Genomic DNA, 18,663 nt, shown 5'->3' on the forward strand with positions numbered 1-18,663 from the left:
GCATTTTATAAGTCGCATTTTATAATAGCATGCAGGTACGTTCCTTAAATAAGATTAAGAATTGATGAATATGATTATAAGTTGTGAAAAATTTTGCCAAAAGCGTCTAAATTCATAGAATATAAGAATAAATATTCACATCGGTCATGAAATTTAACTGGATTTTACATAAATGTTTCTCTAGTATGGTTGATATTGATGTTTAGCAATGTTATTGCAGGTATTTTAATTATTGATAGTGAGTGAATAGGTTTTTCAATTTTACTTGTAATTAGTCTGCTTCTCATGATTTATAGCTATGTTCAACCACTCTATATTTAGAAACGTTTTTAATAAAAAACCAGCTACGTTAACGGCCTAGTATTGTTAACGACTTAATTTTTTAACCTGTATTAAACACTTGCATCCTAACCGTAAATTACTTTTATGCTATTTAATAGTTATGGCAAGTAAATAGTTAAAACAGTTTGAAAGTTAGTCTAGAATAAAAGTTAAACCAAGCCAGAGTTGTACAACTCAAGCGTTTATTAAGTATGGTCGCAAGTATCAATCAAGTACCTTAGAATTGAATACTGCTAAAAGTCATTACCGCCTGCTAAACATTTTGATATTGATAAACAACTAAGTCAGCCTAAAATCATAATTTTTATCTTGGCTAGCTTCATACATCAGCTGTCACTATTCTTACAGCTGCGCATACCTAAAGTAATTATGCATAACGCTTTATATCGCGTTATACCAACAAAGGACACGCCATGACCCAGACTTTTAAAGCCAATCCTACCTCTTTGAATTATCAGCATACTCAATCACAGCCATCTATCGAAGATAACAAAACTTATTTAGCCTCTCCGGATGACTTTAAAGACAACTGTGGTTTTGGTTTGGTTGCTCATATAGAAGGTGAGCCAAGTCATCATTTAGTCAAAACAGCCATTCACAGTTTGAGCTGTATGACACACCGTGGTGGTGTCGCAGCGGATGGTAAAACAGGGGATGGGTGTGGCTTGCTACTTGCAAAACCTGTAGAGTTTTTTAATGCCGTTGCAAATGAGCTTAATATCGAATTAACCGAAAATTATGCCGTGGGTATGGTTTTTTTAAATGAAGATGAAACGCTAGCTGCACATAGTCAAGAGGTATTGAATAAAGAAATAGAAGCTCAAGGTTTGACAGTAGCAGGGTGGCGAGATGTGCCAGTCGACTTATCTATAGTTGGTGAAATAGCACGCGAGACCCTACCAGTATTTAAACAGGTTTTTGTAAATTCAAAAGAGGCTATAAAAGACGAAGATTTTAATAGAAAGCTATATGTTGCTCGAAAAAAAGCAGAGATTTCACTTACTGATGATCCTTTGTTTTACGTCACCTCTCTAAATTGTCAGACGGTTATATATAAAGGTCTGGTAATGCCATCAGACTTACCTGCATTTTATAGCGATCTACGTGACAAACGTTTGCAGTCTCATATTGTGGTGTTCCATCAACGTTTTTCTACCAATACATTACCGCGTTGGCCGTTGGCGCAACCGTTTAGATATTTAGCCCATAATGGCGAGCTTAACACCATTACCGCAAACCGCAATTGGTCGGTTGCCCGTACTCCGAAACTTGAGACCGAAAAACTTCCTGAGATAACTCAATTGCATCCGCTCGTGAATCGTACCGGTTCAGACTCTTCAAGTTTAGATAACATGCTTGAAGTGTTAATCAGCGGCGGTATGAGTTTATTTCATGCCATGTCTATTTTGGTACCGCCTGCATGGCAGAATGTCGATAGTATGGATACCGATCTGCGCGCTTTTTATGAGTTTTACTCTCAGCATATGGAGCCATGGGATGGGCCAGCAGGTCTGGTTATTCAAGATGGCCGCTATGCGGTATGTATGTTAGATCGTAATGGTTTACGTCCATCACGTTGGGTGACTACCCAAAACGGTTATATCACTGTGGCGTCTGAAATAGGGGTTTGGGACTATGCGCCAAATGATGTGATTGCTAAAGGCCGCGTTGGTCCTGGGCAAATGCTGGTTATTGACACTCTAAATGGCGAAGTGCTAGATGATCAAGTTATCAGCAATCGCTTGAAAAAAGCGCATCCATATCGTAAGTGGTTACGAGAAGAAGCCACTAGAGTGCACGATAATGAAAAGATTGAAGAGACGCTACTTGATGAAGGCTATCGAGGTGAACCGCTTAAATCGCTTCAGAAGATGTTTAACATCACCAATGAAGAGCGTACTGAAATTATTCGTCCGAATGCAGAAAATGGACAAGAACCAGTCGGCTCAATGGGTGATGACACTCCAGTAGCTGTATTATCTAGTCAGATACGTAATGTCGCCGATTTCTTTAGACAACAATTTGCGCAAGTGACCAATCCACCGATTGATCCGCTGCGTGAATCTATTGTGATGTCACTGCAAACTTGTTTGGGTGCTGAAACGAATATCTTTAATCCGACGCCGCGTGATGCGCATCGTATTATATTGTCTACTCCTGTCTTGTCGCCAAGTAAAATGCAGCAGCTAGAAGGCCTTGAAGATCCGGCATTTTTGAGTCAAAGAATAGATATTAATTATGATGAATCTTTGAGCTTAAGCGATGCTATCAAGCAAATCTGTGAAACGGTTGAACAGGCAGTTCTAGACAACAAGACCTTGATTATTCTGTCAGATAAAAACATTCAAAAAGGTAAGATTCCTGCCAATGCTGCAATGGTCACGGGCGCTGTGCATCATTATCTTATCCAAAAAGGACTGCGTACCGATGCTAACTTAATTATAGAGACTGGCATTGCGCGTGATTCTCATCAAGTTGCCGTGCTTATTGGTTTTGGGGCAACCTGTGTTTATCCTTATCTAGCATATGATGTTATCGCTGATCTTGTGGCTTCAGGTGAGTTGTTAGGAGATCCAATTCAAGCGCGTACTAACTTCCGTAAGGGTGTGGATAAAGGTTTATTAAAAATCTTATCTAAAATGGGTATTTCTACCATTGTTTCATACCGCGGCGCTCAGTTATTTGAAGCGGTTGGACTGTCTGAAGAAGTGGTTAATTTATGCTTTAAAGGGGTTCAAAGCCGTATTAAAGGCGCAACCTTTGAAGATTTAGAAAAAGATCAAAGACTATTGGCAAAAAATGCCTTTAGTCGACGTACCCCAATCGATCAAGGCGGTATGCTTAAGTTCGTATTTAATAAAGAATATCATGCGTTTAATCCAGATGTAATCAATACACTACATAAAGCGGTCCGTACGGGTGATTTTGAAAATTATCGTGAGTACGCAAATCTTGTTAATAACCGCCCTGTTGCCACATTACGTGATTTACTTAAATTAAAGCCTGAGAGCAGTATCGACATATCTGAAGTGGAAGGTATTGAAGAGATTTTGCCACGTTTTGATTCAGCGGGTATGTCTTTGGGCGCATTGTCCCCTGAAGCACATGAATCCATAGCTTTGGCGATGAATACCATTGGTGGTCGTTCAAACTCAGGTGAGGGCGGTGAAGACCCAACTCGTTATGGTACTATGCGTAACTCAAAAATCAAACAAGTTGCGTCAGGTAGATTCGGGGTTACGCCAGCCTACCTACGATCAGCTCATGTGATGCAGATTAAGGTAGCTCAAGGTGCTAAACCTGGGGAAGGTGGTCAGCTGCCAGGTGGTAAGGTGAATACCTTAATTGCGCGTCTTCGTTACTCAGTTCCGGGTGTGACGCTGATTTCACCACCACCGCATCATGATATTTATTCTATTGAAGATTTAGCACAGCTTATCTTTGACTTAAAACAGGTCAATCCAGATGCGTTGGTTTCAGTCAAATTAGTCTCGCGTCCAGGGGTAGGCACTATTGCAACTGGTGTGGCTAAAGCTTATGCTGATTTAATAACCATCTCAGGTTATGACGGTGGTACAGCAGCATCACCTTTATCTTCTATTCACCATGCCGGCTCACCTTGGGAGCTTGGCCTTGCAGAAGCGCATCAGTCCCTACGTGTTAATGGCTTGCGTGATAAAGTTCGTATGCAGACCGATGGCGGTCTTAAGACGGGGCTTGATGTGGTGAAAGCGGCTATATTAGGGGCTGAGAGCTTTGGTTTTGGTACCACTCCGATGATTGCCGTTGGTTGTAAATACCTACGAATCTGCCATTTAAATAACTGCCCAACGGGTGTTGCTACGCAAAAAGCCGGATTACGTGATGAGCACTTTATTGGTGAAGCAGAAATGCTGATAAACTTCTTCAAGTTTATCGCGACAGAAACCCGTGAATGGTTAGCATTTTTGGGCGTGCGTAGTATGGAGGAGCTGGTGGGACGAACCGATCTTCTTGAAGTTTTAGAAGGGTTTACTCCAAAACAGCGTAATCTTGACTTAAGACCGTTACTTGAGGCGCACCCTGCTGCTCAAGGTAAGCCGCAGACTTGTCAAGTAGAACGCAATAAGCCATTTGATAAAGGCTTATTAGCAGAACGCATGGTTGATGATGCTATTAGTGCAATTCGTCAAGGTAAAGGCGGAACATTTAGCTATCAAGTAGGCAACTGTGACCGTTCTATTGGTGGACGTTTGTCAGGTGAAATTGCTCAAGTATGGGGCAATATTGGTATGTCAGATAAACCAATTAATCTGCATCTAGCGGGTACAGCTGGTCAAAGCCTTGGCGTTTGGAATGCTGGTGGATTAAACATCGAGCTTGAAGGCGATGCTAACGATTATGTTGGTAAAGGTATGGTAGGGGGTGAAATCGTTATTTATCCGCCAAAACACTCTAACTTTGCATCGCAAGATACAGCCATCATTGGTAATACTTGCTTATATGGCGCAACGGGTGGAAACTTATACGCATCTGGTACTGCTGGCGAGCGATTCGGTGTTCGAAATTCGGGCGCGCATGCTGTTGTTGAAGGGGTAGGCGATCACTGCTGTGAGTATATGACAGGCGGCGTTATTACCGTACTTGGCAAAACAGGTCTTAACTTTGGTGCGGGGATGACGGGCGGATTTGCTTTCGTATTGGATTTGGACAATACGTTCTTTGATCGCTGTAATCACGAGCTAATCGATTTACACCGTATTTCAAGTGAGCAAACGGAGGAGCACCGTAGTTTCTTAAGAAGTATCATTGAAACGCATGTAGAGAAGACGGGTAGTAGTTGGGGCCGTCAAATCTTAGCTGACTTTGAAAACTATGCACGTAAAGTGTTTTTGGTGAAACCAAAAGCGGCCAATATTACCTCACTACTACATAGCACGACAGCGGATCCTCAATAACGCAGGCCCATTTATTGAATTAAAAGATTAAAAGTTATCATCACATATATTTTGTCCAAGGGAGGAGGTCATCCCTCTTGTGGCAGGTTTTATAGGCACTCTTATCTGTCAAATTTTTATTATATTTGACTAGATAAGTGCGCCATAATTCCAACTTAAGGAGACAAAACCCTAATGAAGCGTATTATTAACAACTTTCAGTTTCTAGATGTGCCGCGTATGGATCCTGAAAAAAAAGATATTGTGACACGCTCAACAGAGTTTGTAGAAATTTATACACCATTTGAATCACAAGAAGCTGCTCAGCAATCGCACCGCTGCTTAGAATGTGGTAATCCATATTGCGAATGGAAATGTCCAGTACATAACTATATTCCAAACTGGTTAAAACTTGCCACCGAAGGTCAAATATTTCAGGCCGCTGAACTGTGTCATCGTACCAATACGTTGCCAGAAGTATGTGGCCGCGTATGCCCACAAGATAGATTGTGTGAAGGCGCCTGTACATTAAATGATGGCTTTGGCGCTGTGACCATTGGTAGTGTTGAAAAATATATTAACGATACCGCTTTTGCATTAGGATGGCGTCCTGATATGAGCGGAGTTGAATGGACAGATAAAAAAGTGGCGATTATTGGAGCTGGGCCAGCAGGTTTAGGCTGTGCCGATATATTAGTTCGCGCTGGGGTCAAGCCTGTTGTCTTTGATAAACGCCCTGAAATTGGCGGCTTATTAACTTTCGGTATTCCAGAATTTAAAATGGAAAAAGAGGTGATGCGTAATCGCCGTACCATATTTGAAGGCATGGGTGTTGAGTTTCGCTTAAATACTGAGATTGGTACAGACATTACAGTCGATGAATTGTTGGCTGAATATGATGCTATCTTCATGGGTATGGGAACATATACCTATATGCGAGGTGGTTATCAGGGTGAAGAGTTAAATGGTGTTTATGATGCCCTAGATTATTTGATTGCTAACGTTAACCGCTGTAATGGCTGGGAGCAAGACGAAGAAGAATATATTGATTTAAAAGAAAAACGCGTTGTAGTCTTAGGTGGTGGTGATACCGCCATGGACTGTAACCGTACCGCTATTCGCCAAGGTGCTGAGAGAGTAGTGTGTGCCTACCGCCGTGATGAAATCAATATGCCAGGGTCATTACGTGAGGTCAAAAACGCAAAAGAAGAAGGCGTTGAGTTCTTATTTAATCGTCAGCCTACTGAAATTATCGGTTTAAATGGTGATGTTACCGGCGTAAAAGTGGTGACTACTCAATTAGGTAAGCCCGACAACCGTGGACGACAACGTCCTGAACCCATTCCAAATTCAGAAGAAATTATTGATTGCGATGCGGTCATTATGGCATTTGGATTCCGTCCAAGTCCTGGAGATTGGTTTGAATCAGTAGAGGTTACAACTGATGATTCTGGCCGGGTTGTTGCTCCTGAAGAGCAGCTATATAAATTTCAGACCAAAAATCCCAAAATTTTTGCCGGTGGCGATATGGTACGCGGTTCTGACTTGGTCGTAACCGCAATCTGGGAAGGGCGCGAAGCGGCTAATGGAATCTTAGACTATTTAGAGGTTTAAGTTTAAGCGCTAAAGTTATTCAAACTTGAGTCATTGTTGATTAAATGTTGAAGCTTGAATTATTTAAGCTTGAATTTGATGCCTAAAAGTAAACGCTTTAATCGACGTTTTATTTATGTTTATAATATAACCCTCTATAGTGAGGGTTTTTATTTGTTTATTTATTTGTTTACTTATATGTCTATAAAAACGCTTTCTTACCATAACTTCAACAATTAAGAGATTATATATGCCAATTAAATCCCCTGCTGAACGGCCCAAAAATGGTAAAGAGGCTTTAAATTGGCTTCGTAAAGGTAATGAGCGTTATGTTAACAGCCTAACTTATATAGATGAATCACTGAGTGGGCGGCCAGAACTGGTTGAGGAGCAGCATCCTTTTGCGATTATATTAGGCTGCTCTGATGCCCGTGTGCCTGTTGAGATTGTGTTTGATCAAGGCTTGGGAGACTTGTTTGTTATTCGAGTGGCTGGTAACGTAGTGGCACCGTCACAAATTGGTTCCATCGAGTTTGCAGTTGAGAAATTCAATACAAAATTAGTCGTCGTATTAGGTCATTCAAACTGCGGGGCAGTGACTGCTTGTGTTGAAGCATTGATGGATCCGGAGAAATACTATACCCCAAATTTACAATCCATAGTCGATCGTATTCGTCCTAGTGTCTATAATTTGCACGAATTGGCAACAGCAACTGGCGCTGACGTTGATGCGCAAGAGCTTATTGACCGGTCTATCAGTGCTAATGTACGTATGTCTGTTAGTCAGCTTAAGCATGGTTCTCGACTATTAGAAGACATGCACCGTTCTGGAGAGCTACTTATCGTTGGCGCAGAGTATGATCTGACGACAGGACAAGTTGAGTTCTTACAGGATTAAGTCGTATAGATATACAACGCCTTTACAGCTCCTATACGGCCACTAGCTATTAATATGATCTTTATTTAAAACAAATAAAATAAGTGAGGATACTATGTCAACTACTCATATTGATCAGCCCCAATCATCACAAACAGTCGCTGGTGTTCAGCCCATTGCTACTCAAACTGAAGGATACACTTTCAATCACACCATGCTACGTGTCAAAGACCCAAAGGCCTCCTTGGTATTTTATACAGGCGTGCTTGGCATGACTTTATTAACCATCAAAAAATTTCCAGAAATGGAATTTGATCTATATTTTTTGGCCAAATTAACGCCAGAAGAGCGTCAAAATTTACCTAAAGAAGATGATTTGGCGATATACACGTTCCGCCAACGCGGTATTTTAGAGCTGACTCATAACTATGGAACTGAAACAAAAGAGGGGCGTATTTACCATGATGGTAACGAAGAACCTCAAGGCTTTGGGCATATATGCTTTAGTGTTCCAGATTTAGATGCAGCCGTTAGGTGGTTTGATCAAAACGATGTCGAATTCAAAAAACGTCCGCATGAAGGTAAAATGAAGAATGTGGTGTTTATCAAAGATGTTGATGGATATTGGATAGAAATCGTTCAAGCTGAGCTTATGGGGTAATGGGCTGCATACAGCATCATGTTGATTATAAATGTGGTTAAATTGAAAAATTGAAAACATCAGCCAGTATGATGGTTAATAGCGGATTAATAATGAGGGATGTATTGGATGGCAGAAGTTAGTGTAGGGGATAAGGTTGGCGAGAAGATAGACGAGTATCAAACCATCGCATCAGCAGGCAACCAAATGATAGATGGCTTTCTAGAACGCCTTCCTTATTTTATTGTTGCACTTGTTGTCGTGCTAATATTTTGGTTTCTCTCCAATATTTTTAAAACAATAGTCACTAAGCTATTGTCCAAGAGCCATACGCATCGTAATCTAGTTAAGGTATTTCAACGCGTAGGTGGCGCCTTAATTCTATTTATTGGTCTTATGATAGGTATGGTAATTGCTATACCAGGGTTCACGCCTGCAAAATTAGTAGGGGCGCTGGGTATTGGTTCGGTCGCCGTCGGTTTTGCTTTCAAAGATATTTTTCAAAACCTATTATCTGGTATCCTGCTATTGTTATCAGAGCCGTTTAAAATAGGGGATCAAATTATTTCGGGTGATTTTGAAGGTACGGTTGAAGATATTAAGGTACGCGCAACTACGATTAGAACGTATGATGGCAGGCAAGTTGTTATCCCCAACTCACAGCTATACACCAGTGCATTAACTGTTAATACAGCTTATAAGCGCCGCCGTTTAGAAGTGGAGGTGGGTATAGGGTATGATGATGATATTCGTACTGCTCAGCAAGCGATACTAGAATCTTTGGACAAGTCAGACACAGTCTCTAAGCTTGCTGAACCTTCCGTAATTGCAACTGCATTTGGAGGCTCTAGTATTGATTTAAAGGTGAGATGGTTTATTGATGATGGTACTCAGGCTAATAAAGTAGTGTCTATTGATGAGGTGATTGTAGGGATCAAGAAAGCCTTAGATGCGGCTGATATCAATATACCTTTCCCAATTCGGACCCTTGATTTTAGTGATGGTTCAGCAAGACAGCTCGCGGAACAAGTCATTGAAACTAAAGAGACACAATCAGGAAATAATCACTGACTTTAACTTATCTACTAAGGCCATATAAAGCAGATAAATGGTCTAGGTTCATTAAATTCGGAATAATTAAACGCAGGATAGTTAAACGCAAGATAGTTATACGCAGGATAGTTAAACGCAAGATAGTTGAACTGACCTAAAAAAGCCCTGATATCAGGGCTTTACTATAATCTTTGAATTATTTACGCTCTATTTATCATCAGGAACTTTAAAGTCTTCATGGCAAGATTTACAGCTATCACCCACAGGCTTTAAGGCAGGTAGAATCTCTTGTAAGCTAGTAGAGTTCTGGGCAACCGTATTAAGCTCAGCAGTCACTGTTTGGAACTTTTCAGCTTCAGCTTCAAAGTCAGCCGCGTTACTCCACACCGCTTCGGTAGCGCCGCCCATATCATTTGCATCGCCAAAGTGAGTCCATGGCGTTGCGGCACTATCAGGCAGATATTGAGCATTTTCTTGAAATACAGCAAGATCAAAGGTATCTGGATTTTCTGCCATACCTCCCATGACTTCCATAGCACCTTTCCAGTTCTTCATTGCGTCTTGACGAGCACCAACATCTTCACTAACACTAGTACCGCAGGCGGTAACGACTAGGCTAAGAGGAAGTAGAGTGGCTAGCAATATATTTTTTAATTGCATGGCTATATCCTTATAACTGTAGTTAAATTGAGGTAACGGTATTACAATATCTATACTATTCTAATCCGTATATTAATAGCAATAATGCCATAAGTGAACAATCTTTGAATAGGTCTAAATATTAGCATACCAATTAGCATAACATTGTTATCAAATTTTGTTTAAGTTATTAAGTTTTATTTAACGACAACCATTCTTGAGGTTTAAGATAAAATTCAGTTAGCTTATGCTCAGGGGTATTTGGCTCAGGCTCATAGCGATACTGCCATCCCGTTAACGGCGGCAAACTCACTAAAATAGACTCGATACGTCCATTGCTTTGCAGCCCAAATAAAGTTCCTCGGTCATAAACAAGATTGTATTCAACATAACGACCACGGCGGTACAATTGGAACTCGCGTTGTTGCTCAGTAACTTGCGTTTTTTTGCGTTTATTAAAGATAGGTATGATCCCATCAAGATATCCTTGACCTACCGCCTGCATAAAATCGAAACACGTTTTAAAATCCCATCCTCGACTTTCTGTATTGACATCATCATAAAATAACCCGCCCACGCCGCGCTGCTCATCACGATGACGTAGATAAAAATACTCATCACACCACTGCTTAAAATCAGCATAGATAGTGTCACCAAAGGGTTGACATAAATCATGACAAACCTGATGCCAGTGTACACAGTCTTCTAGAACGGGATAAAATGGTGTCAAGTCAAAGCCGCCACCAAACCACCAAATCGGATCTTCGCCTTCTTTTTCCGCCACAAACAATCGAACATTGGCATGACTCGTTGGTACGTGCGGATTGCGTGGGTGCACAACAAGCGAAACGCCCATTGCTTGTGCGGCACGTCCAGCAATATCAGGATGACGCGCAGTTGCAGAAGCAGGTAAATTACTGATATTGATATGACTAAACATAACGCCTGCTTTCTCTATAACCTCGCCATCTACCATGACGCAAGAGCGCCCACCACCGCCTTCAGGTCGTTGCCAGTCATCGGCAATAAAAGTAGCCTCGCCGCCGACATCGGCTTCTTGCTGTTCAAGCGCCGCACAGATCTTCGCTTGTAGATCCACTAAGAATTCACGCACCTTTAAAATTTCTTCATGGGTTGGTGAGCTGACTGCTGTGTCAGACGCGATAGGTGCACCGTTGGCATTAGGTGGTTCGGTTGGCAGTGACATGCAATACTCCATTTTGGACGTATAAAGTGTGTTGAACGTTAAACGTGTTAACTGTATTTGCTATGAATAAGCAAAGAATACACGTTAGTCATCAGATACTGGGTTAAATTGATGCGATGAGATGTCATCCGATAGATAATGTCCCATACGTTCACGTTTCGTTGCTAAATAATCTGCATTATAAGGATTTAAGCCAACAACCAGGGGTATGCGCTCTACCACCTCAAAACCCAAATCTTCTAAATAATTTAGCTTTTTTGGATTATTGGTCATCAAGCGTAGTTTTTTAACCCTTATATAATCTAGCATGGGTTTACACATCTCATAAGTACGCGCATCAGCTGGCAATCCCAATTCAAGGTTTGCATCTAGTGTATCATGGCCTTGATCTTGCAGCGCGTAGGCCCGTATTTTATTCGTTAAACCAATACCTCGTCCTTCTTGTCTAAGATACAATATTGCGCCGCACCCATACGCTTGTATGGCTTTCATGGTTGCATTAAGCTGCGGTCCGCAATCACAGCGTAGTGAAGAAAATGCATCCCCTGTTAAACATTCTGAATGAACTCTTACCAGAGGTATTTTTTCATCTTCGATAATCTCAGCGCTTTGAGAAGGCGCATTAACCAATGGTAGCCCGCACGTTAACATAACATGCTCTTGTTTTTGAGCATTTTCAAACACATATATATCGAACTCTCCATGAGCAGTAGGCAGTTTTGCTTTACTAACAAACTGATAAGGAGAGGCGGGTATGTTTTGAGATGTATTTGTATTTTTAGAATAGTGTTGAGACATTACAGGCCTAGAGAGCAATTTTAGTGAGTATGTAGGTTGAAGATTGTAGATATTAAAGTATGGATTGTTATGCACATATAAGGAAACCATCGCACATATAAGGAAACCATCATCCCATATTATAATTTTAAATTTAAACGGGTATAGATGGATATAACCTCAATGAGGGCATTAGTAACATAATTAAATCAAAATCATAGAAATTTCACATATGAAATATGATGTATAAAGCGCTTGATGAAAAAAAATGGTATTATGCCATACTCTTTATTTCTATACAGTGTTTGCTAGCGATTGACAGTGTCATAATAATAAGAAATTGATCGTATTGTTTTTCTAACGTTAACCTTATAGTTAAAACGTGATCCTAAATTTAAAAGCAGATCAACCAATAATAAATGCGCGTCATGCCCGTTATGCACTTTAATTTATAAACATTCATCCAAAATATTCATCCACAATGATGCTAGGCCAATAATGAAAACATGTATTTATAAGTGTTTGGCCATAATTGATATACTATTTAGATCAAATTTATTAGAAGCATCGCTATACTCAGATTTGTAGGTTTTGTAAGGTCTATGCAGCAATCATCTCATTCAAACTCTAACCAGACTGCGCCCTCGCAAACATCAAGCTCATTGCAAGACCGTGGTACTCAAGCCGACGCTGCTACATTAGGGCATCCGGGTATGCGCTTGTTTACTGATATTCCTGCTACCCGTCCTCTAACGCCTATTTTAGACAGTATCGAATCACCAGATGATATCAAGCCCTTGAGCCAAGAGCAGCTTATGCATTTGGCGGATGAGCTGCGTGAATACTTATTGTATTCAGCCGGTAAAAGCGGTGGGCACTTTGGGGCAAATTTGGGCGTTGTTGAACTGACCATAGCGCTTCATTATTTGTATGAGACGCCTAAAGATAAAATAGTTTGGGATGTCGGCCATCAAGCTTATGCGCATAAAGTATTAACCGGCCGCCGTGAGCTTTTGCCTACTATCCGTGCTAAAGATGGGCTGACTGCGTTTCCAGAACGTCAAGAATCAGAATATGATACATTTGGTGTTGGGCATTCTTCAACATCTATTTCAGCAGGTTTGGGCATGAGTCTAGCGCTGCGACACCTACAATCTGATGCCAAAGTTGCTTGTGTTATTGGTGATGGTGCCATGACAGGCGGAATGGCTTTTGAAGCAATGAATGACGCTGTTCAACAAAATGCAGATTTACTAGTCGTACTCAATGATAATGACATGTCAATTTCATGTTCGATAGGCGGCTTTTCTAGACATTTAGCGATGTTATGGGAGTCAGGCTATCAAGTAAACATTACGGAGTCTGGTAGACCAAAGCTTATTTATCGACCTGAAATTCCGCTTACCGAGCGTCGTGCTCGCCATAGTGAACAGCGTAATATTCCTAAAGTTGCAGACAATTTGTTCAAAGCCATTGGGTTTAGCTACTTTGGCCCATTTGATGGTCATGACCTGCCAGAGCTCTTGCGAGTTATTAACCTTGCCAAAAAAGTATCAGGTCCAGTACTGGTACATATCTATACCACCAAGGGTAAAGGCTTTGTGCCGGCAGAAGGTGATCCGGTCAAATACCATGCCATAGGTAAGCTGCCTGAACAGCTCGTTACCGTAGCTGACACCGACAAGGCATCAGAGACTCATAAAAAGAAATTTTCTCAAGTATTTGGTGAGTTTATCTGTGATAAAGCAAGTATTGATAATACGCTTATGGCCATTACGCCAGCTATGGAAGAAGGCTCTGGCATGACCGAGTTTGCTCAGAAGTTTCCTGAACAATTTTTTGATGTGGCTATTGCAGAGCAGCATGCTGTCACACTCGCCGCTGGTATGGCAACTATAGATGTGAAACCCATCGTTGCTATCTATTCCACCTTTTTACAGCGTGGCTATGACCAACTTATTCACGACGTTGCGCTGCAAAATCTAGATGTAATGTTTGCTATTGATCGGGCAGGCTTGGTCGGTGAAGATGGTGCCACCCATGCTGGTGTCTTTGATCTTGCTTATATGCGCTGTGTTCCAAACTTGATCCTCGCAACGCCTAAAGATGAAAATGAATGTTATCACCTATTGAACACATGTTATCAGCATAATGGTACCACAGCTGTTCGTTATCCTCGTGGCACTGGCACAGGTGCTGAAATTATAAAGCCTGCGCAAATCTATCCTTTCGGCAAAGCCGTCCTTGAGCAAACGTATCGATCTGATATGAGTATAGAGGAAGCAAGTATCATATCTGCAAGTACCATATCTGCAAGTACCATATCTAATAGCCAATTTGTTAATACTCAGTCAAAAACCTCACTATTAACAGATACGCTTTTAGAAGATAATACGGATAACCGTCATATTAAAGTTGCATTACTCGCATTTGGCCCCATTACTCATACTGCCGATATCGTTGCCCAAACACTTGTCAATAATAGTAAGTTGATTAAATCTTTAGCGAAAAATAGTGAGTCGACTCAATCTGTCGTGTTAGAAATAAGCGTCGTCAATATGCGCTGGGTTAAGCCGCTGGATACGCAAATGATTGATACCTTAATAGACCAAGGCTATAGTTATTTAGCTACCTTAGAAGAGCATGTCGTAATGGGCGGTGCTGGTAGTGCTGTCAACGAATACATTCTAAATAATTCAGCGTATAGCAAACAAGGGCTTAAGATAAAAAACATTGGTATTGAGGATGAATTTATCGCGCATGGTAGTCACGAACAGCAATTGGCTGAATGTGGCTTAGATGTTGATGGTATCATAGCGACGCTGACAGCAATGCTAGCTTGATGCTGAGAAGTGCCAAATAAATGCCGAATTAAAATAGACAGTTTCAAGTAAGTTAACCATAAAGGTTTTGCCACGCATGACGTTACGCCTATGAATTTGAGCATTTGAGTTTCAGACTAAGATTTTAAGCTTATAACCTTAAACTTAAGAAGCTAAGTTTAATGTAACACCAAAACTCAACTATTTAACCGAATTATTAACTCTTCTATAACTTATATAATAGCTCTCACACCTTATATATTACTGAAAAAACCAAAGTTGTTAATAGGAAAATTATGGAACCCATGGTCGTTATCGCAGCGCGTGCTGCTGAGAAAGTTGGCGCTGAGCTTTTAAAAGCCCATCATAACCGTCATAAAATTGAATTCGATACAGAATCAAAAGGCTTAGAAGGTTTAGTGACTAAAATAGATCGCTTTAGTGAAGAGCTGACGATTGAAACCTTAAAGTACAATTATCCTAACCATTCATTTCTAGGTGAAGAGTTTGGTATGCAAGAGGGGCAGGGTAGCGATTCTGAATGGTGCTGGGTAATTGACCCACTAGATGGCACTCATAATTTCGTTCACGGTGTGCCCCATTTTTGTATCTCTATCGCAGCTCAGCGCAATGGCGTTACCGAGCATGGTGTTATTTATGATCCTGTTCGTGATGAGATGTTTACTGCAAGCCGTGGCAAAGGTGCTCGATTGAACCAACGCCGATTGCAAGTAACCCAGCGCAAAACAATTGAAGGGGGATTGTTTACCACCGGACATCCGCTTGAGCGTCAAGAAGGCGATAAAGTGGTGTCTTATGCAAAAGAGCATTTTGCGACCCTACAAAAAATTGCCGAAGAAGGCGGGCAGGTGCGCCGTTTAGGTTCAGCTGCTTTAGATTTAGCCTATGTAGCTGCAGGACGCTTTGATGGTTACTTTGAAATGAAGTTAAAGCCGTGGGATATCGCAGCAGGTGAGCTTATTGTTAACGAGGCGCGTGGTGTGGTTGTTGATCACAATGGTGCTCAAAATGCGATGCAAACAGGGTCTATCTTCGCTTGTAATGTTAAGCTATTAAAACCACTCATGAAAATGGTCGTACCCACTTGGGGCAATGCAGTTCGCTAGTCTAAGCGTATTGGTAGCAGCTGTAATGCTTAGCAGATTTGCATTAATATGCTCTTATAGGTCAGGTTGCCTTAAAAATATAAGTCTTAAGACTACCTAAGCCCATATAAAACATAAGCCCATTAATCTTAATGATTTTTGGGCTTATTATTGCTTACATCAAGACTGGTTTTAAGGCTGTTCTATTAAGACGGTTTAGTGGTTAGATTAATGACATAATGGTAAGGCCCGTGAACAATTGAATCGCTGCACTCGCACCATAGTCAGCGACCTAATAAACGGTTACAGTGTTAACCTCGCTAAAGCTACAAGATAGTATTTGCACCTAGTTGACTTGAAACCCTTGTAGACTTCTTTGACGATATATTTTGTTTAAATCACTTTGTTTATATCGCTTTGATTGATAATCTTGCCTTATTATAAGTTAATAGAACGCTTATTTAATCATGCCATAGGATATCATATGAAACGCTGTATCAATGCCACGCTATCAACATCATTACTCGCCACTTTACTACTATTAACAGGATGCGATAAAGAAGCTACAGATGCTGAAGCAACTAAGTCCCAAAACATGGCGCATGACAATATGGCGCATGAGGGTAGCGCTCACACCGAAGATGTGGCGCCTGTAGGGCACACTCAAAGTCATGGAGAGTCGCAAAACACTACTGCGACCACTAGACCAAATTTTGGTATATTAGCCGCAGAATATGGTAAAGAAGTCAATGAGCTATTAGTAGACACAGAATTGGCGGATAAAACCTCTACAAATATAATAGAAGGCAACTCTGGAAATGGTTTTGTTATAGATTATCCGTATCAAATCAGCCTTAGTGGAGCTGTTAATGATTCAGGAAAATTAAGCTCATTAACCTATACCATGCCATTAAACGATGACATTGAGCAATCTAGACAAAAGTTGTCACAGCTTGTGACGGCATCAATGCAGGTTCTAAATCATGAGCAAACTAAAGCAGAATCAGAAGCCAAAGTCGCAAGCCTATTAGATCAAGCATATTCAAATTTTATTATGCAAGGTACTCAGCAACGCTCAATCGGTAAAGTAGATAATAATATTTATGTCTGCGATATATCAGACCGAGGAGTCCGTCTAATCATCGAGCCTGTTGAAGGCAGTCGTTACAACCAATTAAGTGACCGTAATAATAATTGAGTTTGTATCAAATGAGCTGTTTTCTATTTCTAATATAGAAAAACACCACAATGCCTAAAGCGATCCAAAATGCCAAACTAAAATAAGAAGGCAGAGAGATATTTGAATCAAAAAATGGTGTTAATAAAAACACTAAAAATGCAAAAGAGACGAACATACCCAGGCTACTTAGTACTTTATCTTTATTATTTTTAGCAATTTTATAAGCACATAAACAGGTCATAAAATACGCTACTGATGCACCAATAGAAGATAAATCAACAAACCACAATAGGGCAGTACGTCCAAAGAAAGGCACAATAATCGCACAAGCCCCAATAAAATAAATCACCCAACGTGGTATGGTGCCATTGCCTGTTTTTAAAGCGCCTTCACGTTTACCTACCTTATAATCATCACTCATGGTATCAACCAATCGACTTGAGCTGATGAAAAATCCATTTAATCCAGACACAACGGCACCAAACATGGCCACGGCCAAAAAGTAAAATATACCTTTGCCGACGAGGATTTTGACCGCTTCACCCGTTGCCCAAGCAGAATTAGTTAAAGAATCACTGGAGATGCCAAGCGCAGTGACTACATTTAACACATTATAGATAATAGCGCCTATCACAATGGCGAGCATGGTAATGTGGGACACTGATTTAGATGATAACTTATGGTCACCTGAGAGCTGAGCCACAGCATCGAATCCTATAAATGCCCAAGGAGCGAAGGCAATAATCCGCACGACTGAGGACATATTGAGCTCACCCCAATTAGAATTCAGGTTCTCAATTTGAGTGCTCTTTATATTAAGTATCGAGATTAGGACAATAAGTAATAATGATCCGACCAAAGCAAACACTAGTAAGTTTTGAGTTTTTAATGCACCCTTTATACCTTTAATATTGATGAAAGTGAACAACGCAATAATGCTAATAGAGACAATAATATCATTCAAATAAACAGGATAGCCTGAAACTGAATAAAGATATTGGCCTTGGGTATAAAATGGAAAAACGGCATCAAGTACCATAGGAACTGCGGTGGCATTTAACGGAATGATAGATAAATAAGCGAGTAGTAACCCCCACCCCGTAATAAAACCAGACTTTTTACCAAGTAGGGTTGTCGCAAAGCTGTATTCACCACCTGACTCTGGAACCTCAGTCATGACCTTTGAATAACTGTTTTCAATAAAAACGAGCATGATAATAGCGATACTAAAGCCAACTAATGTGTTTAATACCCCATAATTTGGTAAGAAGACATTACCTGGTAAGATAAAAGCGCCCCAACCAATTACTGACCCCAAAGCAATTGAGAAAATTTCCTTCTTACCTAAATAACTCATAACTGTCGTATACCTTTGTATGTTGTTGAGTAAGCCATCTAATCCTTAGATGTAGCCTTTGCTATTACTTATTATGTTATTAACTTTTATTATCTACTGTATTGCTTATTGAAAGGCGACTTTGAGTAAACCATCCTACCGAAAAGCGAATAAA

The 18,663-nt window shown here is 40.6% G+C and carries 12 protein-coding genes; 8 read left to right on the forward strand and 4 right to left on the reverse strand.

The window, feature by feature from the left end; all coding sequences use genetic code 11:
• The first annotated feature begins 755 nt into the window (after positions 1–755).
• The 5 genes from gltB (at position 756) to AC21OH_RS00455 (ending at position 9,439) form a co-directional block, all read left to right on the forward strand.
• Complete coding sequence (gene gltB, locus AC21OH_RS00435) at positions 756–5,279, forward strand: glutamate synthase large subunit (protein ID WP_487369648.1); 4,524 nt, start codon at positions 756–758, stop codon at positions 5,277–5,279.
• Positions 5,280–5,453: 174 nt separating this feature from the next.
• The gene (locus tag AC21OH_RS00440; RefSeq protein ID WP_487369649.1) at positions 5,454–6,872 is read left to right on the forward strand and encodes an FAD-dependent oxidoreductase; all 1,419 of its coding nucleotides are present in this window, start codon (positions 5,454–5,456) and stop codon (positions 6,870–6,872) included.
• 229 nt (positions 6,873–7,101) lie between these two features.
• Positions 7,102–7,749 carry a carbonic anhydrase gene (locus AC21OH_RS00445; protein ID WP_486534723.1) on the forward strand — a complete coding sequence of 216 codons (648 nt, stop codon included), beginning with the start codon at positions 7,102–7,104 and terminating at the stop codon, positions 7,747–7,749.
• Between the two features lie 94 nt (positions 7,750–7,843).
• Positions 7,844–8,389, forward strand: a complete 546-nt coding sequence (gene gloA, locus AC21OH_RS00450; protein WP_487369650.1) for a lactoylglutathione lyase — start codon at positions 7,844–7,846, stop codon at positions 8,387–8,389.
• A gap of 108 nt (positions 8,390–8,497) precedes the next feature.
• Complete coding sequence (locus AC21OH_RS00455) at positions 8,498–9,439, forward strand: mechanosensitive ion channel family protein (protein ID WP_487369651.1); 942 nt, start codon at positions 8,498–8,500, stop codon at positions 9,437–9,439.
• 189 nt (positions 9,440–9,628) lie between these two features.
• On the opposite strand, the gene AC21OH_RS00460 is transcribed toward AC21OH_RS00455, so the two are convergent.
• The 3 genes from AC21OH_RS00460 to ribA form a co-directional block, all read right to left on the reverse strand.
• On the reverse strand, positions 9,629–10,081 hold the full coding sequence (locus AC21OH_RS00460) for a c-type cytochrome (RefSeq protein WP_487369652.1): 453 nt from the start codon (positions 10,079–10,081) through the stop codon (positions 9,629–9,631).
• 169 nt (positions 10,082–10,250) lie between these two features.
• Positions 10,251–11,267 carry an oxygen-dependent coproporphyrinogen oxidase gene (hemF, locus tag AC21OH_RS00465; RefSeq protein ID WP_487369653.1) on the reverse strand — a complete coding sequence of 339 codons (1,017 nt, stop codon included), beginning with the start codon at positions 11,265–11,267 and terminating at the stop codon, positions 10,251–10,253.
• A gap of 84 nt (positions 11,268–11,351) precedes the next feature.
• Entirely contained in the window at positions 11,352–12,065 is a 714-nt protein-coding gene (gene ribA / locus AC21OH_RS00470) for a GTP cyclohydrolase II (protein ID WP_487369654.1), read from the reverse strand.
• A gap of 581 nt (positions 12,066–12,646) precedes the next feature.
• On the opposite strand from ribA, the gene dxs reads away from it, so the two are divergent.
• The 3 genes from dxs to AC21OH_RS00485 all read left to right on the forward strand — a co-directional run bounded on the left by dxs (position 12,647) and on the right by AC21OH_RS00485 (position 17,170).
• Entirely contained in the window at positions 12,647–14,887 is a 2,241-nt protein-coding gene (gene dxs / locus AC21OH_RS00475) for a 1-deoxy-D-xylulose-5-phosphate synthase (RefSeq protein ID WP_487369655.1), read from the forward strand.
• A 275-nt stretch (positions 14,888–15,162) separates the two neighbouring features.
• Entirely contained in the window at positions 15,163–15,993 is an 831-nt protein-coding gene (locus AC21OH_RS00480; RefSeq protein WP_486534716.1) for an inositol monophosphatase family protein, read from the forward strand.
• A 463-nt stretch (positions 15,994–16,456) separates the two neighbouring features.
• Positions 16,457–17,170 carry a hypothetical protein gene (locus tag AC21OH_RS00485; RefSeq protein ID WP_487369656.1) on the forward strand — a complete coding sequence of 238 codons (714 nt, stop codon included), beginning with the start codon at positions 16,457–16,459 and terminating at the stop codon, positions 17,168–17,170.
• 7 nt (positions 17,171–17,177) lie between these two features.
• Here AC21OH_RS00485 and AC21OH_RS00490 read toward each other — a convergent pair whose 3' ends face one another.
• On the reverse strand, positions 17,178–18,509 hold the full coding sequence (locus AC21OH_RS00490) for an APC family permease (protein ID WP_486534714.1): 1,332 nt from the start codon (positions 18,507–18,509) through the stop codon (positions 17,178–17,180).
• Positions 18,510–18,663 lie beyond the last annotated feature (154 nt).

The sequence above is a fragment of the Psychrobacter sp. CX10 genome, assembly GCF_057621575.2.

Coding starts and splice junctions, on each gene's coding strand:
- gltB (WP_487369648.1), top strand. CDS start 756: ATGACCCAGACTTTTAAAGCCAATCCTACCTCTTTGAATTATCAGCAT.
- AC21OH_RS00440 (WP_487369649.1), top strand. CDS start 5,454: ATGAAGCGTATTATTAACAACTTTCAGTTTCTAGATGTGCCGCGTATG.
- AC21OH_RS00445 (WP_486534723.1), top strand. CDS start 7,102: ATGCCAATTAAATCCCCTGCTGAACGGCCCAAAAATGGTAAAGAGGCT.
- gloA (WP_487369650.1), top strand. CDS start 7,844: ATGTCAACTACTCATATTGATCAGCCCCAATCATCACAAACAGTCGCT.
- AC21OH_RS00455 (WP_487369651.1), top strand. CDS start 8,498: ATGGCAGAAGTTAGTGTAGGGGATAAGGTTGGCGAGAAGATAGACGAG.
- AC21OH_RS00460 (WP_487369652.1), bottom strand. CDS start 10,081: ATGCAATTAAAAAATATATTGCTAGCCACTCTACTTCCTCTTAGCCTA.
- hemF (WP_487369653.1), bottom strand. CDS start 11,267: ATGTCACTGCCAACCGAACCACCTAATGCCAACGGTGCACCTATCGCG.
- ribA (WP_487369654.1), bottom strand. CDS start 12,065: ATGTCTCAACACTATTCTAAAAATACAAATACATCTCAAAACATACCC.
- dxs (WP_487369655.1), top strand. CDS start 12,647: ATGCAGCAATCATCTCATTCAAACTCTAACCAGACTGCGCCCTCGCAA.
- AC21OH_RS00480 (WP_486534716.1), top strand. CDS start 15,163: ATGGAACCCATGGTCGTTATCGCAGCGCGTGCTGCTGAGAAAGTTGGC.
- AC21OH_RS00485 (WP_487369656.1), top strand. CDS start 16,457: ATGAAACGCTGTATCAATGCCACGCTATCAACATCATTACTCGCCACT.
- AC21OH_RS00490 (WP_486534714.1), bottom strand. CDS start 18,509: ATGAGTTATTTAGGTAAGAAGGAAATTTTCTCAATTGCTTTGGGGTCA.